Below are 24048 nucleotides of genomic sequence, written 5' to 3' on the forward strand. Positions count from 1 at the left end.
GGACGTGTTTGCATCGCCTCAATGCCGCGCCGCGACGGGGACGGGCGCGGGGCCGGGCCGGCGCCGTGCCAGGATGCGGCGGGTATCCTCCGCCCGCCCGGCCTCGGCGCAGGCGCGCAGCAGGGTGAATTCCACCAGATCCGTCTGGGCGCGGCTGCCGCCGATGCGCTCGCTTTGCGCCAGAAGCGGCTCCAGCGTCTCGATCACCTCAGCGAAATCGCGCTGCTGAAAGGCGAGGAATGCGCGGGAGATGGCGGGGATGACCGGGCCCGAGGGGTAGCGCGCCTCACGCTCCAGCTCCGCCATCTCAGCGATGCGCGCCTCAAGCCCCGCGCCATCGCCGTTGATGGCCTGGGCCAGCATCACATGCAGGTCGGCGAAGGCGATGCCGGGGCGCGGGAAATGGGCGAGGGCAAAGCCGTGCAATTCCCGCCAGGCGGCCTCATCGCGCGGCTGCCCGGCCAATTCCCAGCGCCACAGGAAGGAGGACGCGTCCTGCAGCTTCTGCCGCGCGGTGCCGCTGCCGCCCTGCACCGAAAACGCCGCGCGATAGAGGTCCCAGGCGGATGCCGCCTCGCCCGCTTCCAGCTCGCCCAGCGCCAGGTGCCAGTGCAGATGGCCATACAGAACGCCGCCGCGTGGATAGGTCTTCAGCCAGGTGCTGAGGAATGCGCGCGCGGCATCCGTCTCGCCCTCCTCATAGCAAAGATGGGCGCGGGAATGCGCGACCCAGGCGCTGTCCGGCCGCCGCGCGAAGGAGCGTTCGATGCGCGGACGCGCCGCCGCATGCTGGCCATCCTCGTTCAGCGCCATGGCATGGGCGGAGGCGAACCACCAATCATCGCCGTAATGCGGCGCGAGCGCGTTCATCAGCGCAACCAGCCGCGCCTTCTGCCCGACGACGCCCGAGGAACCCAGCAGGCCATTGGGATTGGCGTTGGTGTTCAGCACCATCGCATCGCGCGGCCATTCGGCCAGATGCGCCAGCAGCGCCGCGAGCGACACATCCACACGGCCGCCCAGCAGGGTGCGGTAGAAGGCGATCTGGCTGGCCTCGCGCCGCGTGACGCCACCGGCCAGGGCTTCCGCCGTGGCGACGGCAGCGCGCGCCCCGGCCATCTCGCCCAGCAGCATCAGCGCCTGGGCGCGGCCGATATGGGCGAGGGCGAAACCAGGGTCGGCGGCGATGGCGGCATCAAAGGCCGCGCCGATGCCGTCATATTGCGTCAACAGGCGATCCAGGCCGAGCGCATAGGCATCCCGCGCGGCTTCGGAGGCGGTGGAGAGGGGCAGGTCATATTGGTCAGCCAGCATCAGGCTCTTCCCCGAAGGAGGTCTGGGATAGCTTAACTGCGATTGAGCATCGCGCGAGAGGGGCAGTGAACAGCGGTGTACCAGGGATCAATGCTGGCGTTGGCGTCGAGTTAGCGTGAGGAACCCATCACCATCAGGCCGCGCGATCCAGTGTTCTGCATCTGGCAATACATCGTCAGGGAGTGGAAATGCCGCATATGGATTATGGACCAGCACGAAATCGAGCCCGCATTCCAAAGCCTCGTCGCGCAAGAGGCTGCCGGGATGCACTGCCGAATACAGCACGGCGCTCACCCCGCGGCTGCGAGGCTGCGTGAATAGGGTGGTTGAAATCTCCCGTCCGTTCGCTTTCGGAACAGCGACACGAGTTGACCAGCCCGCGCCTACAAAAGCGCTCGTCGTGCAATCAAACGTGGCCGTAAGATCGCCTATCGGGAATAGCGATTTTACGATCCAGGGAAGACTCGTAGGAAACCGCGCCGCCGGGATCCCGCCAGCATTCACGGCAATCACGAAAGGCTGGTGCCGCTGAATGACGCCAGACCGCAGCTGGCGACACCGCTGTTTACGTTTCTCGTAGATCGCGTGCATCAGCCGCAGCAGGATCGGTAGCTCCGGGACGCACAGAGCCTCAACAGGCGCATCTGGATGAAACGGAAAGTCATCGACGCTATCCGGAAGGCCAGCCTGGCCCGGTCCTGGCGCAGCTGCTTCGATCCAAACCGACGTACCAGAAGCGGCAAGGAAGCCGATATCGGGCGAGTCGTCCGGCAGGCGTTTCAGAGTCACGCCACGTCGTAAAAGGGCTACCGCAAGATACATCTCCCAGAATCGTGCCTGGGTGTCGCGCGGGAACTCATGATAAAAATGCTCGGTCGCGTAAGGCCGATAGTGTCGCCAGAGTGCTTCAAGCTGAAGCCGGACGACGTTCTGGATTTCATGGTCAATACAGATCGCCTTCCACAGATCGCACGCTCCTGCCGACTCCCGCCGCTGAAAAAGGGACGGAGGTGGCTGCCACGCAGTGCTACCCATCGCTACCCCGCGAAAGGATCGCGCAGCGCAATCGTGTCATCGCGGTCGGGCGAGGTGCTGAGCATCATCACCGGCGCTTCCACCAGCTCCTCGATGCGGCGCACATATTTCACCGCCTGGGCCGGCAATTGCGCGTAGCTGCGCGCCCCCTGGGTGGAGCCGGACCAGCCTTCCATCGTCTCGAAGATGGGCTCGCAGCGGGATTGCGCGCGCATGGCGGCGGGCAGGTGCTTCACCGTGGCGCCATCCACGCGATAGCCCGTGCAGATCTTCAGCTCCGGCAGCCCGTCCAGCACATCGAGCTTGGTCAGCACCAGGCCCTTCACGCCGCCGATCTTGACCGCCTGGCGCACCATCGCCGCGTCGAACCAGCCGCAGCGGCGCGGGCGGCCCGTCACGGTGCCGAATTCGCGCCCGCGTTCCCCCAGGCGGCGGCCGATCTCGTCATGCAGTTCGGAGGGGAAAGGGCCGGAACCGACGCGCGTCGCATAGGCCTTGGCGATGCCGAGGACGAGGCCGATGGCATCCGGCCCCACGCCGGCACCCGCCGCCGCATTGCCGGCGACGGTGTTGCTGCTGGTGACATAGGGGTAGGTGCCGTGATCCACGTCCAGCATGACGGCCTGCGCGCCCTCGAACAGCACGCGCTTGCCCTCGGCGCGGGCGGCGTCCAGCCGCTCCCAGACGGGTTCGGAATAGGGCAGCAGCTGAGGGGCAAGGGCCAGCAGCGCATCCAGCAGCGGCTGCTTCTCGAAGGGGGTCGCCCCCAGGCCGCGCAGCAGGGAATTGTGGTGCAGCAGGAGTTCGTCGAGCTTGGCCGAGAGCGTCTCCGGCTCGGCCAGGTCACACAGGCGAATGGCGCGGCGGCCCACCTTGTCCTCATAGGCGGGGCCAATCCCCCGCCCGGTGGTGCCGATCTTGTCCTCGCCACGCGCCGCTTCCCGCGCGCGGTCCAGCGCCGGGTGCAGCGGCAGGATGAGCGGCACGTTATCCGCGATGCGCAGATTGTGCGGGCCGACATCGAGCCCCTGCGCGCGCACCTTGGCGATCTCGCCCAGCAGCGCGTCGGGGTCCAGCACCACGCCATTGCCGATGATGCCGAGCTTGCCGCGCACCACGCCGGAGGGCAGCAGGCTCAGCTTGTAGGTCGTCTCCCCCACCACCAGCGTGTGGCCGGCATTGTGGCCGCCCTGGAAGCGCACGACGATATCGGCGCGGCTGGCCAGCCAATCCACCACCTTGCCCTTGCCCTCGTCGCCCCATTGGGCGCCGATCACGGCGACATTGGCCATCTCACTTAACCTTTCTGAACCAGCGGGACGGGGTTTGCGCCATCCCAGGAATGGGTGCAACGCAGGGCCTCGGGCGCATCCTCGGGCGCCAGGGCGGCGACCGTCGCATAGCCCTGCTGGCGCAGCGCGGCCCCGGCGCTAGCCGGCGTGCCCAGCGGCAGGAAGCAGCGCGGCCGGGGGGCCGCCACCGGTGCGGCCCGCAGCACGGCATCGGGGTAGAGCGTCATGCCCGTCGCCGGCTCGTCATTCGCCGAGAGATAGCGCCCGCCCTTGGCCAATTCGCCCGAGAAGCCCGGCCCGAAGATCGTGAAGGCCACCCCCACATGATAGCGAAAGCCGCGAAACTCGATCGGGTCGAGCGTGATGCGCAGGCCGGGCGCCCGGGCGGCGATCGCCTCGATGATGCGGGCCGCGTTTTCGGCGATGGCGCGGGCGGCGGCGGGCAGCTCCGCCTCGCGCAGCACCGTGAGCGCATGCGCCGCGGGGCCGGCGGCGGCCAGCAGGCGGGGCAGCAGCAGCGCCACCGGCCCGGCACCCTCGGCCAGGGCGGTGACGGCGGCGGCATCCTTGCGGTCCAGCGCATGGATCAGCCGCTCGGCCAGCGCGTCATGAATGCCGGCGGCGGCCAGCAGCGCCTGCGCCATGCGCGGCAGCGTCACATCCAGCGTGATGTCGGTGATGCCGATGCGCGCCAGCGCCTCGGCCGCGACCAGCGCCACCTCCGCATCCGCCTCGGGGGCGGCACCGCCGATGAGCTCCACGCCCGCCTGGGCCAATTGGCGGGAGGGGGCCAATTCGCTGCCCCGCACGCGCAGCACCTGGCCCGCATAGCAGAGCCGCAAGGGCCGCGCCTGGAGGCCGAGCCGCGTGGCGGCGATGCGGGCCACCTGCGGCGTCGTATCCGCCCGCAGCCCCATCATGCGCTGGCTGACCGGGTCCATCAGGCGGAAGGTCTGTTCGGCGACGGCGGCACCGGAGCCGGCCAGCAGCCCTTCCTCGAATTCCAGCAGGGGCGGCTTCACCCGCTCATAGCCGTAGCGCGCGAAGCCCTCCATCAGCGCCTCGACGAGCACGGCCTCGCGCTCCGCCAGGGGCGGCAGCAGGTCCATCAGCCCGGCCGGCAGCAAGCCGGGCGGCGAGTTCGGGGTGGGGCCATCATTCATGCGGTTACCATCTGTGGCAGGCAGGATGCTGACCGGCAAGATGCGGGCATGGCATAGGAGACCCTCAAAGGAAGCCCCATGCAGCGCAGAACCCTCCTCGCCTACCCCCTCCTCCTGGCCGCCTGCGACGTGGATCCGGTGACGGATTACCTGGGCGGCGTGGGCGATCCGGTGCGCGGCGCCGCGTTGTTTGCCCCGCGCAACCTCGGCGATACCTCGCGCTGGCAGGGTGATCCGGGGGGTGCGGCCATCGCCGCGGCGCAGCTGGAATTCCTGGCGCGCAGCTTCCGCGAGAACCCGCTCTACAGCGTGAACAGCAACCCCGCGACGAGCCAGACGCTGGATTCGGCTGTCCAGGAGATGCGCGCCGCCCTGGGCATCAGCCCCACCGCGCCCAATGCCGCCATCGAGATCCTGCTGCGCCGCGCCGGTGAAGCCCTGCGCGACGGCAGTGAGGCCCGGGCGCTGGTGGCGCTCACCGGCCCCGATTTCACCGAGCCGCCCGCCGAGGTGCTGCGCCGCCTGGGCAATTTGCCCCGGCTGCGCATCGTCTCTGCCGCCGCGGGGATGGCGGCGAATGAGGTCAGCCCCGGAAGGCGCCGTTGATCCGGCGGCGGGCTGAATTCAGCCCGCTGGTGCCCAGGCCGCCGCGGGGATCACCCAGGGCAGGTCCGTCGCCCCGGTCTGCGCGCCCGCCCGGGTGAGCAGCGCATGCGCCTGGCCGCGATGATGCGTCTGGTGGTTGAACATATGTGTGATCAGTAGCCACCGCGGCCGGCGCATCTGGGCATTGTTGGCGCCGCTGAACCAATCCACCTCGCCCTCCAGCCCGTCCGCAGTGAGGCGCGCGGCCCAGGCCTCGATCCCGGCATCCGCCTCCACCCGGGCCGCCTTCAGCGCCGCCCAATCGGCGATCCAGCTCGTGCTGCCGGGGATGCCCACGGGCGGCCTCTCCCAGCCATCGAAGCGGTTCATCCAGACCGTATCGCCCCAGAGCAGGTGGCATAGCGTGCCATGGATGCTGCCGAAGAAGGCGCCACCCTCGGCCCGGCGGGCGGCATCCTCCAGCGTGTCGGCGGCGGCGTAGAGGCGCCGGTTCATTTCGGAATTATAGGCCGCCATGGCGCGCGCCCAGGTCAGGGTGATCATGTGGCGTCCTGTCATTGCGTTCGGCCAAGCGGCCCTGCTGGGCCGCAGTCTCGCGCCGAATGACGCGGACGCAAAGCGGGGCGCCATGGGCGCGGGCTTAACCGGAGCTTCACGCCCCATGCCGTACCAGGGCTTGCGCTTTGGAGCCCCCGCGATGACCCTCTCCCGCCGCCTGATCCTCATGCTGGGCACGCTTCTGCTGCTCTCGCTGCTGGGGGCCGCCGCCACGCATCTGCTGCTGGCCCAGGCGGGCCAGAGCTTCAGCCGCAGCCAGGCGGCGGCGGATCGCCTGGCACGCGTGCTGCAGCTGGAAATCGACCTCACCTCCGCCCGCAACCAGATCAACAGCTGGCTGCAACGGGCCAATCCGGCGCAGGTGCGCGCGGCGGATGGCTTCCTCGCCCGGCTCGAGACCGGAGCGACGGAACTGGCGCGCGACGCGAGCCTGACGCCCGCCCAGCGCGCGCAGCTCGCCGCCTTCCAGACGGCGCGGGCCGGCTATCTCGGCTCCTGGCGGCAGATGCAGGAGATCGTTGCCCTGCGGCTGGAGGCCGAGGCGGACCAGAACCGCTCGGGCGATGCGCTGTTCCAGGGCTTCAGCGCCCTGCCCCCCGGCAGCGCCGAAGCGGCCGAGCGGCTGGCCGCCGCGGCCCGCGTGGCGGCGCTGCGCTACCGCGCGGACCCGCAGCCGGAGCAGCGCGCCGCCGCCCTCACCTCGGGCGAGGCGGCGGCGGCGGCCTTGCGCGCGGCCGGCATCGCGCCCGGCTCGGCCATCGGCACCAACTTCGCCGCCTGGTCGCAGGCCAAGCAGCGGGCCATCCAGCAATCGCTGCGCTTTGCCGAGGTGCTGGTGGATTTCCGCGCCCAGGGCAATGCCATGTCCGCCGCCATCCTGGAGTTGCGCGGCATGGAGGCGGCGCAGGCCCAATCCGCCATGGCGGAGGCTTCGGCCCATCTCGCCTGGACCGATCAGGTGGCGCTGCTCGCCTCGGTCCTCGTGATCCTGGGCGGGGCCTTCTGCATCCTGGCGCTGATCCGCGCCATCGTCCGCCCGCTGCGCGGCATCACCGGCGCGATGGGCCGCATCGCGGGGGGTGATCTCAGCGCCAGCATCCCGGGCCTGCAGCGCCGCGATGAGCTGGGCGCCATGGCCCGCTCGCTGCACGTCTTCCGCGATGGCCTGGCCGAGAATGCGGCCCTGCGCGCCACGCAGGAGCGCGAAAGGACCGAGGCGGAGGCGCAGCGCCGCGCCGCCCTGGCCCGGATGGCCGAGCAGGTGGAGCGCGAGGCCGGCACCGCCGTGGAGGAGGTGCGCGCCCGGGCGGGCCGCATGTCGGACACGGCCAGCGCCATGGCGGGCAGCATGCGCGGCGCGGCGAGCCAGGGCGAGGCCGCGACCACCGCGGCCGCCCGCTCGCTCGACAATGCCCAGGCGGTGGCGGCCGCCACGGATGAACTCTCCGCCAGCGTGCGGGAGATCTCCGCCCGGCTGGCCGGCGCCAATGACCTGACGCGCCGCCTGGCCGAGCGGGGTGTCGCCAGCCGCGAAGTGATCGCGGGCCTGGCCGAGGGCGTGGGCCGCATCGGCGAGGTGGTGCGCATGATCTCCGACATCGCCGGGCGCACCAACCTGCTGGCGCTGAATGCCACCATCGAATCCGCCCGCGCGGGGGAGGCCGGCAAGGGCTTCGCCGTGGTGGCGAGCGAGGTGAAGGACCTGGCCGCGCAGACCGCCCGCGCGACGGAGGAGGTGGCCAAGCAGGTGCAGAGCATCGGCCAGGCGACCGAGGGCGCCGTGCGCGCGGTGGGCGAGATGGCGGAATCGGTCACGGAGATTGACCGCATGGCCTCCTCCATCGCTGCCGCGGTGGAACAGCAGGCGATGGCCACGCGGGAAATCGCGGCCCGCGTTTCGGATGCGGCGCAGGATGTGCGCCAGGTCTCGGACAGCCTGCTGGAGGTGAGCCGCACCACGGCCGAGACGGCGGCCCATGGCGAGGCGATGCAGGGCAGCGCGCGCGAAACCCGGGAATCGGTGGAGGCCTTCCGCGGCTCACTGCTGCGGATTGTGCGCGCCGCGACGGCGTGAGGCGCCGGAGCGGGCCGGGCGTTGGTTTGTAGCGCGTGAGCCTGAATCGGCTGCTCAGGTGCCTCGACATCGAAGCAAGCATGAGCCTGGCTTCCGCCTGTGCTGAAATTCCATTACATGGACTGAAATCTCGTCCATCGGCTTGGCCCTCGGAGTTCGTGTCCCCATGCAGATCTACGGCACTGATGGCGACGACCGCATCTGGGGAACGCATGACGAGGATTGGATAGATGGCGGGCCGGGCAATGATGTCATCATTGGCGGTGGACCCTATCAAGATGACAGGACCACGGCGCGTGGCGGGGACACCATATTCGGCGGCGACGGTTTTGACTACGTTTCCTACGAATTCGCGTCGGGCTTGGTGCCCCGATTTCGTGTTATGGAATGGGGTGTCAATACTCAGGGCGTCACAGTATCGCTGCTGGATAACAGCATTGGAACAGGCAATGCGCGGCGCGATTCATTTCAAGCAATCGAAGGGCTGATTGGTTCCTCCGTCACCGATAAAATCGAGGGGAACAACGAGCAAAACGTTCTTTTGGGTCTCGAAGGGGACGATTCCCTCGCCGGCCTCGGTGGCGATGACCAACTCTACGGCGACAGTGGCAATGACACGCTCGATGGTGGTTCCGGCGATGACCAGCTTTGGGGCGGCGCCGGCGCCGATGCGCTCAACGGCCAGGATGGCACCGACACGGCCCGCTATGACTACGCCCCCGCCGCCGTCGAGGTCTTCCTCACCGCGCCCCTAGCCAATCTGGGCGAGGCCCAGGGCGATAGCTTCGCCGCCATCGAGAACCTCACTGGCTCGGGCTTCAATGATCTTCTCTCCGGCGACAATGCGGGCAACACCCTCTCCGGCCTGAATGCCGACGATACCCTCGCGGCCGGCGCGGGGGATGACGCGCTCTATGGCGGCAATGGGGATGACATCCTGATCGGCGGTCTCGGCGCCGACTACATGGATGGCGGCCTCGGCTTCAATTACGCAAGCTATGCCGATGCCGCCGGCCCCGTCTTCGCCAGCCTCGCCGCGTCGCAATTCAACATGGGCGATGCGGCGGGGGATGTCTATCTCAACATCCAGGGCCTGGTCGCGGGCGGCTTCGGCGGCACGCTGATGGGCGCTGCCGGGGCCAATGTGCTGATCGGCGGTGCGGGGAATGACGTGCTCTATGGCGGCGCGGGGGATGATCGCCTCTATGGCGGCTTTGGCGATGAGAGCTTCTTCGGGGATGCCGGCGCGGATTGGTTGGATGGCGGGCCGGGCTATGACTATGCGCGCTATGACAATGCGCTCGCCGGCGTCGTGGCCTCACTGACCAGCGGCGGCACGGGGGGTGACGCGGCGGGCGATGCCTATGTGGAATGCGAGGCGCTGCTCGGCTCGGGCCATGCCGATGTGCTGGCGGGCGATGGCGGCAACAATGTGCTCTCCGGCAATGCGGGGGATGACGTGCTGGCCGGCCTCGCCGCGATTGACAGCCTCTTTGGCGGCGATGGCGCGGATATCCTGAATGGCGGCGCGGGGGCGGATGCGCTCTATGGCGGCAATGGCGCGGATGAGTTCCGCTTCGCCTCGGGCGAGGGCGGGGACATGGTGTATGACTTCTCCTCCGGCGTGGATCGTGTGGCGCTGGCGGCGGGGAGCTATGGCGGCGGGCTGGTGCCGGGGGGCTCGCTGGATGGTCGCTTCGTGATCGGCACGGTGCCGACCTCCTCGCTCGGGCAATTCCTGTATGATCCGAATGGGCAGAGTCTGAGCTGGGACGCCGATGGGATCGGCGCGGGCGGGGCGGAGCTGATCACCGGCTTCCAGGTGGGGGCCACGCTGACGCAGCAGGACCTCTGGCTGGTTTGAGCGGGGGGCCGCGAAGCATCTTCCCGTCGGCCCCAGCTGCATTGCCATTCCATCAATGCGGTTTTCCAGCAGGCTTTCGGCGCAGGCCGCGCTTGGTTCAGCCGGGCGTCCTGTAGAAGAACAGCGTGTCCCGCGCCTGGCCCGTTTCATCCAGGGCGTAGCCGGGAATCCGCCCGCCCTCCTGCCAGCCGAGGCGGCGATACAGCGGCTCGGCCAGGTCATCGGCGCGGGTGTCGAGGGTCAGCAGGCTGCGGCCCAGGCGCAGGGCCGCCTGCTCCGCCCGGCGCATCAGCGCCTCCCCCACGCCGCGGCGGCGGAAGGCGGGGTCCACCAGCAGCTTGGCCACTTCCGCCCGGTGCGGCTGGTTCTCAGGCGTGCCCAGGTCCAGCTGCACGGTCCCGGCCAGCGCGCCATCGGCCCAGGCGGCCAGCAGCACGCGGTGCCCCTGCGCCACATCGGTGGAAACCCGCTTCCAGAAGCCGCGCGATTTCTCCCGCGAGAGCGGATGCAGATAGGAGACGCTGGCCCCGGCCGCGACACAGGCCACCAGGATTTCGGCCAGCCGCCGCTCCGCACTCGCGGCGGCCGCCGCGTCGAGCATTTCCACGACCAGCCCGCGGGAGGGCTTGGTGTAGCGGAATTCCAGCGATTTCGAGAGGTCATCCAGGATGCGGATGGCGCCCTGCCGCACATAGCCCGCCTTCTCATAGAACGCGTGCGCGGCCTCGAAGCGGGTATCGGTCCAGAGCACCATGCGCGCGGCCCCCGCCGCGCGGGCATGCGCCTCGGCCGTGCGCAGCAGCGTCTGCGCGAGGCCGGTGCCGCGGGCGGATCGGGCCACATACATGCGGCCGATTTCCCAGGCCCCATCCTCCCGCAGGGGGCGCGTCGCGACCATGCCGACGGCCTGGCCGCGGGCATCCTCCGCCAGCCACAAGGCGCCCTCCAGCCGCTGGAAATAGCTGGCGAGCGCGTGCAGCTCAGGCAGTTCCGCCGCGACATCGAAGATGATGCCCGGGAATTCCGCCCAGGCATCACCGATCAGCCGGATATAGGCGTGGGCGTCGGCATCGGTCCCGGGCCGGAGGGTTGTGGCCGGCCGATTCAGATCTCCAGGCAAAGATGCCTTTCGATCATCGGACGGGCTGGCCGCCGGCCGATTCAGATCTCCAGGCGAAGACGCCTTTCGAACATCGGACGGCTTGGCCTCCGGCCGATTCAGATCTCCAGGCGAAGACGCCTTTCGAACATCGGACGGACTGGCCTCCGGCCGATTCAGATCTCCAGGCAAAGATGCCTTTCGATCATCGGACGGCATTACACCAGGCCGCGGCAGAAATCCTGGATGCGGGTGCAGGCATCGCGCAGGCTCGCCATGTCGGTCGCGTAGCTGATGCGGATATAGGGGGACATGCCATAGGCCGCCCCCTGCACCACCGCCACATGGGCTTCCTCCAGCAGGGCCATGGCGAAATCCGTGTCGGTCTCGATCTTCGCCCCGCCCTTGCTGGTCTTGCCCAGGCAGCCGGCGACATTGGGGAAGACGTAGAAGGCGCCCTCGGGGCGGTGGCAGACGATGCCGGGGGCCTCGTTCAGCATGTCCACCACGAGGTTGCGGCGCTCGCGATATTCGGCGGCACGCTCCTTCACGAGATCCTGCGGGCCGTTCAGCGCCGCGGCGGCGGCCGCCTGGCCGATGGAGGAGACGCCCGAGGTCGCCTGGCCCTGCATGTTGAACATGGCCGCGATCAACTCCTTCGGGCCGCCGCAGAAGCCGATGCGCCAGCCGGTCATCGCATAGGTCTTGGAGGCGCCGTTCACCGTCAGCGTGCGGGCCTTCAGCCGGGGCTCCACCTCGGCGATGGTGCAGAATTCGAAGCCGTCATAGACGAGGTGCTCATACATGTCGTCGGTCATCACCCAGACATGCGGGTGGCGCAGCAGCACCTCCGCCAGCGCCTTCATTTCGGCGCGCGAGCAGGCGGCCCCGGTCGGGTTGTTGGGGAAGTTCAGCATCACCCATTTGGTCTTGGGCGTGATGGCCGCTTCCAGATCCTCGGGGCGCAGCTTGAAGCCATTGTTCTGCGGGCAGGAGACGGTAACGGGAACACCACCCGCCACCTTCGCCATATCGGCGTAGCTGATCCAGTAGGGGGCGGGGATCACCACCTCATCGCCCGGATCCACGGTCGCCATCAGGGCGTTGAAGATGGCCTGCTTGCCGCCATTGGTGATGAGGATTTCATCCGGCCCGTAATCCAGGCCGTTGTCGCGCTTGAACTTCGCGCTGACGGCGGCCTTCATCGCGGCGGTGCCACCTTGCGGCGGGTATTTCGTATCGCCCTTGAGGGCCGCCTGGTGCGCCGCCTCGATCGCATGGGCGGGCGTGTCGAAATCGGGCTCGCCCGTCGTCAGGCTCACCACCTTGAAGCCCTTGGCCGCCAGCTCCCGCGCCTTGGCGCCCATGGCGACGGAGGCGGAGACTTTCACATTGGCAAGGCGTTCAGCGAGCGCGGGCATTTCGGTGTCCTGATGTTTTTTGGGGCGTGGCGCACCTTAGGTGCTGCGCCGGCCCGCGCCAATATGCGCTCAGGCTTCTTCCTCGGGCCGGATGCGCCGGAACATCGCCAGCAGAGCCAGGTCATAGGCGATCTTGAGGCCACCGCAGATCAGGAAGGGCCAGGCGCTGAGCCCGGCCGAGAACAGCATCCCCGCCAGCACCGGCCCGCCCGCCGCGGCCAGGCTGCGCGGCACCGCCGTGAAGCTGGCCGCCGCCACACGCTCGGCCGGGGTGACCACGGCCATGACGTAGGAGGCGCGGGCCGGCACATCCATCTGCGACAGCGCGGCGCGCAGCAGCAGCAGCCCCAGCGCCCAGCCCAGATCCGGCACCAGGGCGGCGGCCATCAGGCACAGGCTGGCCGGGATATGGCTGAAGACCATGGTGTTCACGAGGCCAATGCGCGCCCCCAGCCAGCCCGCCAGCGGCAGCGAAAACGCGCCCAGCACCCCCGCCCAGAAAAAGAACAGCGCCGCCGTGGCGAGCGACATGCCGAAGCGCTCGAACAGCCACAGCGCCATCAGCGACTGCACGGCAAAGCCGCCGGCAAAGGCATCCACGCTGAACAGCAGCGCCAGCCGCGTCACGATCCCGCGCGAAGGGCCAAGCCGCCCCGCCTCCCGCGAGGGTGGCGGGCCCGCTTCCACGAGGCCGGCATAGATCGCGGCGATGGCCAGGCCCAGCGCCGCATAGAGCCAGAACATGGCCCGCAACGCCCCCAGCGGCGTGAGGCCGAGGTGCTCCAGCAGCTCCGGGCTGGCCGAGGCAAGTGCCCCCACCGCCGCCGCCATGGCACCCACGAAGCTGTAGCGCGCGAACATCGCCGTGCGGTCCCGGGCGGCCACATGGCCACTCAGCGCCGATTGCTCGACCGGGGCGAAGATGCTGGCCGATCCGGCCGAGGGGTTGGCGGTGCCGAGGGCGGCGGCCAGCAGCAGCAGCGCGGGCTCCCCCGTCACGGCGAAGGCGGCGCCGGTCAGGGCCATCAGCGCGGCGCAGCCCAGCAGCAGCGCGCGCGGCGCCACCCCGCCGCCCCAAAGCCCCATGGCCAGCGTCATCGCGGCCGAGCCCAGCAGCGCCAGCGTCGCCGCGAGGCCGATCATGGCGGCGGAAAAACCGAACGTGGCAAGGTAGACCGGCAGCAGCACGGCGATGAAGCCATCGCCGAAATCCCGCAGGCCGCGCGCCAGGATGATGCGCCGCGCCTGGTCCTGGGGAATGCCAGGCTTCGCCAAGCCACACCTCGCCGATGTTCGTCCCGCGGGGTTTCCACAGGGTGCATCCGAGCATGCGCCGTTTCCCGGATTCCGAAAAACCCAAGGCCAGGCGGGCGGGCAGGCTTGCGGAACGCCACCGCGGATTTCAGGCGGCGAGGCTCGCGGGGCGTCTCGATCTCCGGGATCGGGCGGCACTCCGGCGTCCATATTTTTCTTGACCTGCATGACGCGGACGTAAAGTCTAAAAAAGCTTTCATCGTTCCATGACGGAGGGCATCCATGCCCGCTTCCCCCAGCGTCACGAACCTGACCATCGCAAGCTTGGCGCCGCTGTCCGGGCCCAGACATATCCGCGCCTCGGTGAACCTCGAGGGCGGCGCGAATGGTGATGCGTTGGGCGGCGATGTCTCGGCGGATGGGCGGTATGTGGTGTTCATCAGCACCGCCTCGAACCTGGTGGCGGGCGACACGAACGGCGTGCCCGACATCTTCCGCAAGGACCTCTGGACCGGGGTGGTGGAGCTGGTTTCGGCCACCGCCACGGGGGTGATCGGCAATGGCATCAGCGGCTTGGCCAGCAGCAGTGCCGGGGTGGGCGCCACCAACTGGTCGCTGCCCTCGATTTCCGAGAATGGCCGCTATGTCGGCTTCATCAGCGCGGCGCAGAACCTGCCCGGCGCCGTCGCGGGCATCACCAGCGGCTATGCGAAGGACATGCTGACCGGCACGGTCTTCAACCTGTCCCAGCCGCTGGCCGTCTCGCTCGGGCAGAGCGGCGCCGAGGCCATCAGCGTGAGCATGGGGGCGGGCGGGCTGGCGCGCGTGGTGGTGGACCCTGTCTCCATCTACGCGCCGGAGATCTGGCGGGTGAATGTCGCGCCCGGCTTCGCCTACACGATGGGCACCCTGCCGGTGACGCCGGTGCCGCAATTCTACAGCACGGTCTTCGGCTATGGGCGCGAGGCGCCCAGCCTGCCCGGGGATATCGTCGGCTGGAATGTGCCGACCACCCGCATCCTCTCCTTCAGCCTCGCCAATAATCCGGCCCTGGGCGACAGCAACGGGCTGGGGGATGTGATCCTCTCGGGGCCGGAGGGCACGCGCGTCATCTCCCGGCAACTGGCCGGGCCCGGCGGCGGCCCGCCGGCCGAGTCCAATCAGGCTTCCTATCCCGGCTTCATGTCGCTCGATGGCCGCGTGGCGACCTTCTACACCGATGCGGTGAACATCGAATCCGGCGCGGAGACGCCCAGCGGCGGCGGCGGGCTGATCTTCACCGGCTGGACCACCGTCTGGGCCTATGACAACCCCGATGCCGCCACCATCGCCGCGCGGGCCACCGCCATCGCGCAGAACCGCACGGCCGATCTGTTCTTCGGCATGAGCGACGCCACCGCGTTCCGGATCAACTGGGGTGACCAGACGTTCGTCTCGGGCGCGACCGGCGGCGCCGCGGAGCTGCACCTCGAAAAGACCTATGCCGCCCATGGCTCCTACACGATCAGCCTGACGCTGGACGGCCCGGGCGGGCAGACGGTGGACGTGACGCGGCTGCATCTGCTGGACCGTGGCACGGCGGCCAGCCTGATCGGCTCCCACCTGCGCGACATCGTCTTCGCCGGCGACCAGGACGATCGCCTGGAGGGCCGCGCCGGGGATGACGTCATCCATGGCGGCGGCGGCAAGGATACGCTGATCGGCGGGGCCGGCGTGGATACGCTGTTCGGCAATGACGGCGACGACCTGTTCTATGACGGCCCCGGCATCGCCTTCGCCGATGTCTATGTCGGCGGGGCCGGCGCCAATCGCGTCAGCTACGCCCTGACGCGCGAGGCGATCGAGATCCGTCTGACCGGCGATGACCTCGCCCATGGCGCGATGACGGCCGGCCACGCCACGGTCTTCACGACAGGCGGCCCGGTGAGCGACCTGCTCTATGACATCGTGGACGTGACGGGCGGCGATGGCGGCAACACCATCTACGGCTCCGACGCCGACAACGTGCTGACCGGCGGGCGCCGCGCGGATCTGATCCAGGGCGGCGCCGGCGATGACAGCATCATCGGCGGCATCGGCAACGATACCCTGCGCGGCGGCCTCGGCCATGACACGCTGGATGGCGGGAATGGCGATGACCTGCTGATCGTGCTGGGCGGCCAGGCGGTGGCGCTGGGCGGTGCCGGGCGCAACACGCTGTTCTTCGAGTATGATTCGAGCGTGGAAGACAGCGTGGTCTGGACCGTGTTCATGCCCACCGGCGTCGCCTCCCGCGCCGACGGGGCCAGCCTCTCCTTCAGCGGCATCACCGAGATCGGCGCCGATCGCGGGATCGAGGTGCTGGGCACCGCCGGGCGGGAGAGCTTTCAGCTGGGCCGATACGCGTCGAACTTCGTCGGCAATGGCGGCTTCGACACGCTGACGGCCCGCGCGCAGGTCGTGGCCGTGCGGATGGATGCCAGCACGCCGACTGGCACGGCCCAGGTCGTCGGGGGCGGAATGGTCGAGGGGGGCGGCACCGGCGTGACGAGCTTCAGCGGCATCCGCGGCTTCGAAGGCGGCCAGGGCGCGGATACCCTGATCGGCTCCAGCCTCGCGGACCGGCTGCTCGGGCTGGATGGCGATGACGTGCTGGAGGGCCTGGGCGGGGCGGACAGCCTGACCGGCGGAGAGGGCATGGACGCCTTCGTGCTCGGCCTGGTGGGCCCGGCCGACACCATCACGGATTTCACCACCGGCACGGACCAGATCTGGCTTTACGGGGCCACGCTCGGCCTCGCGCCAGGGCCGCTCGACCCGGCCTTGCTGACGCTGGGCGCCGCCGCCCAGGGGCCGCTGCCGCAGCTGGTGTACCAGGATACGACCGGGCAGCTCTCCTGGGATTTCGACGGCAATGGCCCCCTGGCCGCCCGGCCCCTGGCGCTGCTCGGCGCCGGCACGGCCCTGACCGCCGCCGATGTGCTGATCGTCTGAGCGGGCGGCGGCGGAAAGCGGCGCTGCCCAACCTGGCCGGTTTTCGCCGGCCGGGCTTTCCGCTAGACGCAGCGGATCATGCGCCATTTCCTTGATTTCGAAAAACCCATCGCCGAGCTGGAGGGCAAGGTCGAAGAGCTCCGCCGGGCGACCGATGCGGGCGGCATCGATGTGGCCGAGGAAGTGGCCAAGCTGCGGGAAAAGGCGGAGAAACTGCTGGCCGCCACCTATGCCAAGCTCACCCCCTGGCAGAAGGCGCAGGTGGCCCGCCACCCGGAACGCCCGAAATGCCTCGACTATGTCGGCGCCCTGATCGAGGAATGGACGCCGCTCGCGGGCGACCGCGCCTTCGCCGATGACGCCGCGGTGATCGGCGGCCTCGGCCGCTTCCGGGGCCGCGCCGTGGCCGTGCTGGGCACCGAGAAGGGGCGCGACACGGAAACCCGCATCAAGCATAATTTCGGCATGGCCAGGCCCGAGGGCTATCGCAAGGCGCGCCGCATCATGGAGCTGGCCGGCCGCTTCGGCATGCCCATCCTCTCCTTCGTGGACACCTCCGGCGCCTTCCCGGGCATTGACGCCGAGGCGCGCGGCCAGGCCGAGGCCATCGCCCGCAGCATCGAGGCGGGGCTCTCCGCCCCCGTCCCCTTCGTCGCCACCATCATCGGCGAGGGGGGTTCGGGTGGGGCCATCGCGCTCGCCGCCGCGGACCGCGTTCTGATGCTGGAACACGCCATCTATTCCGTGATCAGCCCCGAGGGCTGCGCCTCCATCCTCTGGCGCGATGCCGGCATGGCGGCGAATGCGGCCGAGGCGCTGAAACTCACCGCCGAGGACCTCAAGCGCCTGGCCCTGATTGACGCCGTGATCGCCGAGCCGCTGGGCGGCGCCCACCGGGACCAGGCAGCGGCGATGGATGCGGTGGGCGAGGCCGTCTGGGGCGCGCTGGAGCCGCTGCTGCCGCTGGATGGCGCCACGCTGAAGGCCAGGCGGCGCGAGAAATTCCTGGAAATGGGCCGCAGCGCGGTGGCCTGATGGAGCCGCAAGCGGCCCGCGCAGCCTTCTTCCGGGCCTTCCCGACCATCGGGATCGCGATCTTTGTCACCGCCATTGACCAGACCATCACCGCCACCGCCCTGCCCGCCATGGCGGCGGCTTTCGGCGTGGTGGAGCGGATTTCCTGGGTGGTTGTCGCCTACCTCGTCGCCGCCACCATCGCGGCCCCGATTTTCGGCCGGCTGGGCGATGCCTATGGGCGGCGGCCCATGCTGTTCATCGCCTTTGCCCTGCAGGCGACAGGGATGCTGGCGGCGGGCCTGGCCCCCAGCTTCGAGGCGCTGCTGGCCGCCCGCGCCCTGCATGGCTTTGGTGGCGGCGCGCTGCTGACGCTGGCCATGGCGCTGATCGGCGAATCCGTGCCGGCGCGGGAAAGGGGGCGCTACCAGGCCTATCTGGTGGCGTGTTTCATGTCGGCCTCGGCCGCCGGGCCGCTGGCCGGGGGCTGGCTGACGCAGAATTTCGGCTGGCGCTGGGTGTTCCTGGCGGGGCTGCCGCTGGTGGCGGTCGGCTTCGCCATGGCCTGGCGGCTGCCCCGGCGCGGCCTGATGGGCGGCAGCTTCCGCTTTGACGCGGCGGGCACGGCGCTGTTCACCCTCTTTGTCGCCATGCTGCTGCTGATGCTGGACCGCGCGCAGCGCATGAATGCCGCCGATTTCGGCGTGGCGCTGGGCTTTGGCGTGATGGGGGGCATCGCGGTCTGGGCGCTGCTGAAGGTGGAGCGCCGCGTGCCGGACCCGCTGCTGCCCCTGCCCGTGCTGACCGACCCGGTGATCTGGCGGACCAACCTGCTGGCGGCCTGTGTCTCGGGCACCATGGTTTCGTTGATTTCCTTCCTGCCGCTGTATCTGACGGTGGTGCGGGGCGTGCCCATCGCGACGGTGGGGGCGATGCTGCTGCCGATGAGCCTGGGGGGCGGCACGGGGGCGCTGATTTCCGGCACCTTCCTGGCGCGGACGGGGCGGAACATGCTGCTGCCCAGCATCGGGCTGGTGCTGGCGACGGCGGTGCTGTCCTTCCTGGCCTATGGCGCCGGGGGCATTCCGCTGGCCTGGCTGCCCTGGCTGCTGGCGCTCTCCAGCCTGGGCTTTGGCTGCACCTTCCCGGCGGTGCAGACCACGGTGCAGGTGGCGGCAGGCCCGGCCCGGCTGGGAGTGGCGACGGCGTCGGTGCAATTCATGCGCAACCTGGGGGCGGCGGCGGGGACGGCGGTGCTGGGGGCGCTGATCTTCGTGGGCTTCGCGCTGGCGGATGCGGAGGTGGCGGAACGCTTCGCGACCGCGATGCGCGGGGGGCGGGAGGCACTGGCCGCGCTGCCGGAGAGCGAACGCGCGGTGATGGCGCGCGGGCTGGCAACGGGGTTCCGGGCGATGCTGGCGGGCGCGGCGGTGCTGACGGGGGTGGCGGCGGTGCTGGCGTTTCGGGTGCCGTTGCGGAGGGTTTAGTGGGGGACGTTCGCCAGCACTCCACGCCCCTCACATTGAAAGTTCCGCCAAAGAATAATATCCATATATCGCATCATTATTTAATACTATCTATTTCTTTTAATGTATAAAAAGTCTTTGCTTCGCCTGACGCTTTATCTAGGATCTCAGTTTCGTCGAGAGTCGCTACAACACAACGGCCAAAATTCTCCTGAATTAAATTCGAAAGACCATTAACGAATTTTCCTTCTACAACAATATCTGTTTCAAGCAGCACCTCGAAGCGATTTCTTAGCAAGCTCGCGCCTACAAGTCTCCCTCGGAAGATTTTTGTCTCGGAGCGGGTCTCTGTGATATTGTTGATCACCGCTATGATTTTCTCGGATTTTTCCCGATCGATCTTCCACTCATATTTTGTACCCGCAAAATCTTTCCAGTCGAACTTGATATTCGAGTCAGAGGCATTTAGGTGACTTGCCAGATGACGCAAATGGACAAGAGAGCGGCGCCCCATTTCTCCTGATACACTCATCATGCCAGAATCGCTCTGCGCTGCATGTAGAAGCCGAAACAGCTGAACCATTGCATCAGACGACGTGCTTTCTCCGAGCAAATCATAATTTGACTGAACAAAAATATTCATCCCAAAAGACGAATCATAAGTGGATTGTAGTCTCATTGATGTTAAATTCATTATATCAGACCGGATAGGGCCGCGAGAAGTTGGTCCTGTTGTGATAGCTTGCGCAATACTTGAAAATAACTTCTGAAATCTTGTCAGTATAACTCCAAGATCGAGCAACTTTGCTGAATGTTGCGCAAAATTCGGGCCATCCAGTGTAATGGCTACATGCTCGGATCGTCTATGACGAAGAACTTCGACCAACTCTTGCCGGAGAGCAGTCTCCATGGAGCGCAGGCTGATGCCGCTCAAAGCAATCCCGAAGCTATTTGGGTTGGCTCTGGCGAGAGCCTGCTGATCGGTCATAGCGGCGTCAAGCTCGGACAATCTGCGTCGCAAGCCACGCAGCCTTGCCTCCGCAGACGCGGGGTCCACGCCGTGCCACACATCAAACATTGTTTAAATCTTCTGCTTTCGTGCTGTTAGCCGCAGGATCAATTTGAGTGCGCACAACCCCTTTAGGCCGATCCTCTCTATCATATCCAAACTCACCCATCCAGTATTTACGTTTACTACGAAGCTGACTGTATAAAGGATGATTTTCTGGAACCGTTGGCGAAAAGTAAGCATCGCAGAAATGAGTTGCCTTCGTCGCTGGCCCTGAAAACAAGTCGGCTAATTTCTTCTGATCTTCAGGACTAAGAGCGTCTATCGTATCAAGATCCGCAAAGGCTACTAAATCTATATCACCTGGATCTGCCTTATTTGAAACAAAACTTCCATCAATAAGTTGAACGCACGCAACTCCGAGGGCTGAAAATTCACTACGATGGCGAATATAGCCCTCGATGATTGCACGCCTTGTGTTTGATGCTGGAAAAGCTGTGACAAAGTGTTCTACGATACCTTCAACATCCATGTCATGGAGGCCAGCATCAAGATATCCATCAGAATTAAAATTCAATTTTTCCTCCCGTGTTAGGTCTAAATTTGCTACGCGAGGAGCACTGGCCCCACGTTGGCCAGCTCGCAGGACTACGCCAACCAACATTTAAACAATGCTAGCTGAGCTTATCCGCGCCTCATAGGGGTTTTTACGTAGCAAGATCGCCGTTTCGGTTTCGACGTGCTTCACCGGTCGGCAGAATTCTGCGACGCTAAGTCTGCCTCTCGACGTCAGAACGTTCAATCAGAGCCAGTTTTTGTTCTTGTTTTGTTCTTGTTTTGTTCGAACCGTCATGTTACGTTTTGCCATGCGCATCCGCCCCCTCCTCCCCCCTGAACTCCGCGAACCCCGCACCTACTCCCGTGGCCCGCGCCCTCCCCGCCCGGCCAGGATTCTGGTGCCCTATGACCGGATGACGGATGCGCAGTGGAGCATCCTCTCCCTCCACCTGCCCGTGCCGGCGCGCGGGCGGCCCTGTGACCAGCGGGCGCGGATGGATGCGATTTTCCGCGTGGCGGCGACCGAGGGCGCTTGGCGGGAATTGCCGGCGGCTTACGGCAAGGGTTCCTCGGTCGCGCGGCATTTCCAGCGGCTCGCGAATGCGGGGGTTTGGGAGCGGCTGTTGCGGGCGCTGGCGGCCTCACCGGCCGGGTCTGTGCTGCGGGAGATGGAAGGGTTGATCTGCCGGGCGGCGCGGCGGGCCATTCGCATCCGTGGCCTCGCGCTGATCATGCTCGCGCGGCGGCTCAAGCTGATGCGCGCCTTACCCGGCCCGTCCTGGATGGTGGCCGATCCGGATTTGTCCGAAAACATGCGCCAACTGAACATCCGCGAGCGAATTCTGGGCTGGCGGCAGGACAAGCGCGGCACGCGCGACTTCCTGCGCATCCTGAAAACCCTCCACACCCTCGCCGGTGGCCGCGCCTCAATCCCCCGCACCCTCCGCGAGTGCTGGAAATGAAGGTGCAGGAAACCAAGTTTCCTGCTGGGGGTCAGGGGGCAAAGCCCCCTGGTCTCTCACCGCGCCAGCCGCACCAAAACCCCCGCCACATCACGCCCCTTCTCCGTCCGCAACACGGCGTCTTCGCGCGCCACCAGCCGCAGCCCCGCCGCTTCCGCCAGGGCCAAAGCATGTTCCGGATTGTGCCGGAAGCGCAGCCCTGCCCCCAGCGCCACCTCGGCCTCGCCCGCTTCCAGGCTGAACAGCGCCGTGCCTCCCGGCTTCAGCGCCGCCTGCATGGCGGCCAGGGCCGGCGCCAGGTCGCCCAGGTAGTTCAGCACATCGGCGGCGGCGATCAGGTCCCAGGCCTGCGGGCTGCGCGGCAGGAATTCCAGCAGATCCGCCTCATGCAGCGCGTGATAAATGCCGCGCGCCCGCGCCTGGTTGAGCATGCGGGGCGAAAGATCCAGCCCCTCCAGCCGGGTCGCGAAGGGCTTCAGCGCCAGGCCGGAAAGCCCGGTGCCGCAGCCCAGATCCAGCACGCGGCCCTTCGGCAGCCCTTCGATCATCGCGGCCAGCAGCGCGGGCGTGCGATAGGCCAGCGCGCCCTCCAGCTCCGCATCGAAGCGCGGCGCGAAGGCGTCGAACAACTCCCGCACATAGGCGGCAGGCGCGCGGCTGGGCACAGGCCCGGCGCCGAGCGCCGCAAGCAGGAAGCCGGCCTGCTCGGCCAGCGGGCCGCGCACCTGTTCGGCCGCCGCGCGGGCCGCGTCCATCCGCCCCGCCTCGCGCGCGGCATGCGCCAAAGCGAGCCAGGCTTCGGGCGCCTCGGGCGCCAGCCGCGTCGCCTGGGTCAGGGGGTCGAGGGCGGCCTCCGGCTGGCCCGCCGCGGTGAGGGCCTGGCCCAGGTTGCGCAGGCTCATCGCATCGGCGGGGTTGCGCTGGATGGCGCCGCGCAGCGCCGCGATGGCCTCGGCCAGGCGCCCGGCCTCGGCCAGGGCCGCACCCTGATTGGCCAGGAACAGCGCGGAATCCGGCGCGGCCGCCACGGCGCGCGCGGCATGGGCCAGGGCGGCGGGCAGATCCCCGCGCTGCCGCGCCGCGACGCCCAGCAGATTTTCCGCATCCGGGTGGCCGGGGGCCAGGCGCAGCGCGCGGCGATAGAGGCTCACCGCCTCATCCAGCCGGCCCGCGCGGTGCCGCGCGATGCCGCGATGCAGCAATTCCTCGGCAGTGATGGTCACGCGATGGAACTCACGGGGACGGGCTGCGTTTCATGCATGGCCGATAAACAATCCCCGGCGAGGAGGCCAGTCGCTTTGCGATTGCAAATGCCGCGAAAGGTGACGAAGAAGCCACTTCGTCACTTGCCTGTCAAAAAATTCCCCTGGAGGATCTCATGCCCCGTTTGACCCGGCGCCAGCTGCCGGCCCTCGCCGCCGGATTGCTCGCCGCCCCCGGCCTCGCCTCGGCGCAGGCATTCCCGAGCCGGCCGATCACCATCATCGTCCCCTTCGCCGCCGGTGGCCCAACCGATACGGTGGCCCGCCTGCTGGGCGAGGCGATGGGCCGGGACCTCGGCACCTCCGTCGTGGTCGAGAATGTCGGTGGCGCGGGCGGCACGCTGGGCGCGCAGCGCACCGCCGCGGCCCGGGCGGATGGCTACACGCTGCTGGTGCACCACATCGGCATGAGCACCATTCCCACGCTGTATCGCCGTCTTGCCTATGACGCGATCAATGGCTTCGAGCCGCTGGGCATGATCACCGAAGTGCCGATGACGATCGTCGCCAAGCGCAACATCGCCGCCAATTCCCTGGCGGAGCTGGTGGCGCTGGTGCGGCGGGACCGGGACAAGATCAACCTGGCCAATGCCGGCGTGGGTGCGGCCTCGCATCTGTGCGGCCTGCTGTTCCAGCAGGCGATGAACGTGCCGCTGACGACCGTGCCCTATCGCGGCACGGGCCCGGCGATGAATGACCTCGTCGCCGGCACCGTGGACCTGATGTGCGACCAGACGACCAACACGACCGAGCACATCCGCGCCGGCACCATCAAGGCCTTCGCGGTGACGACGAACACGCGCGTCGCCTCCCTGCCCGAGCTTCCGACGGCGATCGAGGGCGGGCTGCCCGGCTTCGAGGTGAGCGTCTGGCACGGCCTCTATGCGCCGCGCGGCCTCAATCCGGAATTGGTCACCCGCCTGTCGCGCGCGCTGCAGACGGCGCTGCGTGACCCCGGGCTGATCCGCCGCTTCGCCGATCTGGGCACCGAGCCCGTGGCGCAGGACCGCGCGACGCCGGCCGCGCATCGCGCCTTCTGGACGGCCGACATCGCCCGCTGGCGCCCGGTGATCCAGGCGGCCGGGCAATTCGCCGACTGAGCCCGCGCGCCGGAGCACCGGCTG

Annotated in this window: 19 protein-coding genes; 8 read left to right on the forward strand and 11 right to left on the reverse strand. The window is 68.1% G+C overall.

The window, feature by feature from the left end:
* Positions 1-18: 18 nt before the first annotated feature.
* The 4 genes from LHU95_RS18205 to LHU95_RS18220 all read right to left on the reverse strand — a co-directional run bounded on the left by LHU95_RS18205 (position 19) and on the right by LHU95_RS18220 (position 4804).
* On the reverse strand, positions 19-1314 hold the full coding sequence (locus LHU95_RS18205; RefSeq protein WP_248708368.1) for a tetratricopeptide repeat protein: 1296 nt from the start codon (positions 1312-1314) through the stop codon (positions 19-21).
* Positions 1315-1401: 87 nt separating this feature from the next.
* Positions 1402-2349, reverse strand: coding sequence for a hypothetical protein (locus LHU95_RS18210; protein WP_248708369.1), 948 nt, complete (start codon positions 2347-2349; stop codon positions 1402-1404).
* Between the two features lie 2 nt (positions 2350-2351).
* The gene (locus LHU95_RS18215; protein ID WP_248708370.1) at positions 2352-3641 is read right to left on the reverse strand and encodes an adenylosuccinate synthase; all 1290 of its coding nucleotides are present in this window, start codon (positions 3639-3641) and stop codon (positions 2352-2354) included.
* Positions 3642-3646: 5 nt separating this feature from the next.
* On the reverse strand, positions 3647-4804 hold the full coding sequence (locus LHU95_RS18220) for an ATP phosphoribosyltransferase regulatory subunit (protein ID WP_248708371.1): 1158 nt from the start codon (positions 4802-4804) through the stop codon (positions 3647-3649).
* A 78-nt stretch (positions 4805-4882) separates the two neighbouring features.
* Here LHU95_RS18220 and LHU95_RS18225 point away from each other — a divergent pair, with 78 nt between their 5' ends.
* The gene (locus LHU95_RS18225) at positions 4883-5410 is read left to right on the forward strand and encodes a hypothetical protein (RefSeq protein ID WP_248708372.1); all 528 of its coding nucleotides are present in this window, start codon (positions 4883-4885) and stop codon (positions 5408-5410) included.
* Positions 5411-5428: 18 nt separating this feature from the next.
* Here the strand turns inward: LHU95_RS18225 and LHU95_RS18230 are convergent, their stop codons facing one another.
* Positions 5429-5953 carry a DinB family protein gene (locus LHU95_RS18230; RefSeq protein ID WP_248708373.1) on the reverse strand — a complete coding sequence of 175 codons (525 nt, stop codon included), beginning with the start codon at positions 5951-5953 and terminating at the stop codon, positions 5429-5431.
* A 154-nt stretch (positions 5954-6107) separates the two neighbouring features.
* Here LHU95_RS18230 and LHU95_RS18235 point away from each other — a divergent pair, with 154 nt between their 5' ends.
* On the forward strand, positions 6108-8042 hold the full coding sequence (locus LHU95_RS18235) for a methyl-accepting chemotaxis protein (protein WP_248708374.1): 1935 nt from the start codon (positions 6108-6110) through the stop codon (positions 8040-8042).
* A gap of 382 nt (positions 8043-8424) precedes the next feature.
* Positions 8425-9906: a calcium-binding protein gene (locus LHU95_RS18240; RefSeq protein ID WP_248708375.1), complete on the forward strand. Its 1482-nt coding sequence runs from the start codon at positions 8425-8427 to the stop codon at positions 9904-9906.
* A gap of 97 nt (positions 9907-10003) precedes the next feature.
* On the opposite strand, the gene LHU95_RS18245 is transcribed toward LHU95_RS18240, so the two are convergent.
* The 3 genes from LHU95_RS18245 to LHU95_RS18255 all read right to left on the reverse strand — a co-directional run bounded on the left by LHU95_RS18245 (position 10004) and on the right by LHU95_RS18255 (position 13701).
* Positions 10004-11026: a GNAT family N-acetyltransferase gene (locus LHU95_RS18245; RefSeq protein WP_248708376.1), complete on the reverse strand. Its 1023-nt coding sequence runs from the start codon at positions 11024-11026 to the stop codon at positions 10004-10006.
* A gap of 197 nt (positions 11027-11223) precedes the next feature.
* The gene (locus LHU95_RS18250) at positions 11224-12426 is read right to left on the reverse strand and encodes a pyridoxal phosphate-dependent aminotransferase (protein ID WP_248708377.1); all 1203 of its coding nucleotides are present in this window, start codon (positions 12424-12426) and stop codon (positions 11224-11226) included.
* A gap of 69 nt (positions 12427-12495) precedes the next feature.
* Entirely contained in the window at positions 12496-13701 is a 1206-nt protein-coding gene (locus LHU95_RS18255) for an MFS transporter (protein ID WP_248708378.1), read from the reverse strand.
* 261 nt (positions 13702-13962) lie between these two features.
* Here LHU95_RS18255 and LHU95_RS18260 point away from each other — a divergent pair, with 261 nt between their 5' ends.
* From LHU95_RS18260 to LHU95_RS18270, 3 genes are all read left to right on the forward strand, one after another.
* Positions 13963-16653: a calcium-binding protein gene (locus LHU95_RS18260; protein ID WP_248708379.1), complete on the forward strand. Its 2691-nt coding sequence runs from the start codon at positions 13963-13965 to the stop codon at positions 16651-16653.
* 78 nt (positions 16654-16731) lie between these two features.
* Positions 16732-17688, forward strand: a complete 957-nt coding sequence (locus tag LHU95_RS18265) for an acetyl-CoA carboxylase carboxyltransferase subunit alpha (protein WP_248708380.1) — start codon at positions 16732-16734, stop codon at positions 17686-17688.
* Positions 17688-19154 carry an MFS transporter gene (locus LHU95_RS18270; protein ID WP_248708381.1) on the forward strand — a complete coding sequence of 489 codons (1467 nt, stop codon included), beginning with the start codon at positions 17688-17690 and terminating at the stop codon, positions 19152-19154. The genes LHU95_RS18265 and LHU95_RS18270 overlap by 1 nt, the downstream gene beginning before the upstream one ends.
* 76 nt (positions 19155-19230) lie before the next feature.
* Here LHU95_RS18270 and LHU95_RS18275 read toward each other — a convergent pair whose 3' ends face one another.
* Both LHU95_RS18275 and LHU95_RS18280 read right to left on the reverse strand, forming a co-directional pair.
* Positions 19231-20211 (reverse strand): hypothetical protein, encoded by a 981-nt coding sequence (locus tag LHU95_RS18275; protein ID WP_248708382.1) that lies wholly within the window; start codon positions 20209-20211, stop codon positions 19231-19233.
* On the reverse strand, positions 20204-20719 hold the full coding sequence (locus LHU95_RS18280; RefSeq protein WP_248708383.1) for a hypothetical protein: 516 nt from the start codon (positions 20717-20719) through the stop codon (positions 20204-20206). The genes LHU95_RS18275 and LHU95_RS18280 overlap by 8 nt, the downstream gene beginning before the upstream one ends.
* A 238-nt stretch (positions 20720-20957) precedes the next feature.
* Here LHU95_RS18280 and LHU95_RS18285 point away from each other — a divergent pair, with 238 nt between their 5' ends.
* On the forward strand, positions 20958-21662 hold the full coding sequence (locus LHU95_RS18285; RefSeq protein ID WP_248708384.1) for a transposase: 705 nt from the start codon (positions 20958-20960) through the stop codon (positions 21660-21662).
* A 56-nt stretch (positions 21663-21718) separates the two neighbouring features.
* On the opposite strand, the gene LHU95_RS18290 is transcribed toward LHU95_RS18285, so the two are convergent.
* Positions 21719-22885: a tetratricopeptide repeat protein gene (locus tag LHU95_RS18290; protein WP_248708385.1), complete on the reverse strand. Its 1167-nt coding sequence runs from the start codon at positions 22883-22885 to the stop codon at positions 21719-21721.
* 155 nt (positions 22886-23040) lie between these two features.
* Between LHU95_RS18290 and LHU95_RS18295 the strand changes: the two genes are divergently transcribed.
* Positions 23041-24024: a tripartite tricarboxylate transporter substrate binding protein BugD gene (locus LHU95_RS18295; protein ID WP_248708386.1), complete on the forward strand. Its 984-nt coding sequence runs from the start codon at positions 23041-23043 to the stop codon at positions 24022-24024.
* The last annotated feature ends 24 nt before the right edge of the window (positions 24025-24048 follow it).

This window comes from Sediminicoccus sp. KRV36 (genome assembly GCF_023243115.1).
GTDB lineage: Bacteria > Pseudomonadota > Alphaproteobacteria > Acetobacterales > Acetobacteraceae > Roseococcus.

Bases quoted from the DNA above. Each gene is read 5' to 3' on its own strand.
- LHU95_RS18205 (WP_248708368.1), bottom strand. From the start codon at position 1,314: ATGCTGGCTGACCAATATGACCTGCCCCTCTCCACCGCCTCCGAAGCC.
- LHU95_RS18210 (WP_248708369.1), bottom strand. From the start codon at position 2,349: ATGGGTAGCACTGCGTGGCAGCCACCTCCGTCCCTTTTTCAGCGGCGG.
- LHU95_RS18215 (WP_248708370.1), bottom strand. From the start codon at position 3,641: ATGGCCAATGTCGCCGTGATCGGCGCCCAATGGGGCGACGAGGGCAAG.
- LHU95_RS18220 (WP_248708371.1), bottom strand. From the start codon at position 4,804: ATGAATGATGGCCCCACCCCGAACTCGCCGCCCGGCTTGCTGCCGGCC.
- LHU95_RS18225 (WP_248708372.1), top strand. From the start codon at position 4,883: ATGCAGCGCAGAACCCTCCTCGCCTACCCCCTCCTCCTGGCCGCCTGC.
- LHU95_RS18230 (WP_248708373.1), bottom strand. From the start codon at position 5,953: ATGATCACCCTGACCTGGGCGCGCGCCATGGCGGCCTATAATTCCGAA.
- LHU95_RS18235 (WP_248708374.1), top strand. From the start codon at position 6,108: ATGACCCTCTCCCGCCGCCTGATCCTCATGCTGGGCACGCTTCTGCTG.
- LHU95_RS18240 (WP_248708375.1), top strand. From the start codon at position 8,425: ATGGAATGGGGTGTCAATACTCAGGGCGTCACAGTATCGCTGCTGGAT.
- LHU95_RS18250 (WP_248708377.1), bottom strand. From the start codon at position 12,426: ATGCCCGCGCTCGCTGAACGCCTTGCCAATGTGAAAGTCTCCGCCTCC.
- LHU95_RS18260 (WP_248708379.1), top strand. From the start codon at position 13,963: ATGCCCGCTTCCCCCAGCGTCACGAACCTGACCATCGCAAGCTTGGCG.
- LHU95_RS18265 (WP_248708380.1), top strand. From the start codon at position 16,732: ATGCGCCATTTCCTTGATTTCGAAAAACCCATCGCCGAGCTGGAGGGC.
- LHU95_RS18270 (WP_248708381.1), top strand. From the start codon at position 17,688: ATGGAGCCGCAAGCGGCCCGCGCAGCCTTCTTCCGGGCCTTCCCGACC.
- LHU95_RS18275 (WP_248708382.1), bottom strand. From the start codon at position 20,211: ATGTTTGATGTGTGGCACGGCGTGGACCCCGCGTCTGCGGAGGCAAGG.
- LHU95_RS18295 (WP_248708386.1), top strand. From the start codon at position 23,041: ATGCCCCGTTTGACCCGGCGCCAGCTGCCGGCCCTCGCCGCCGGATTG.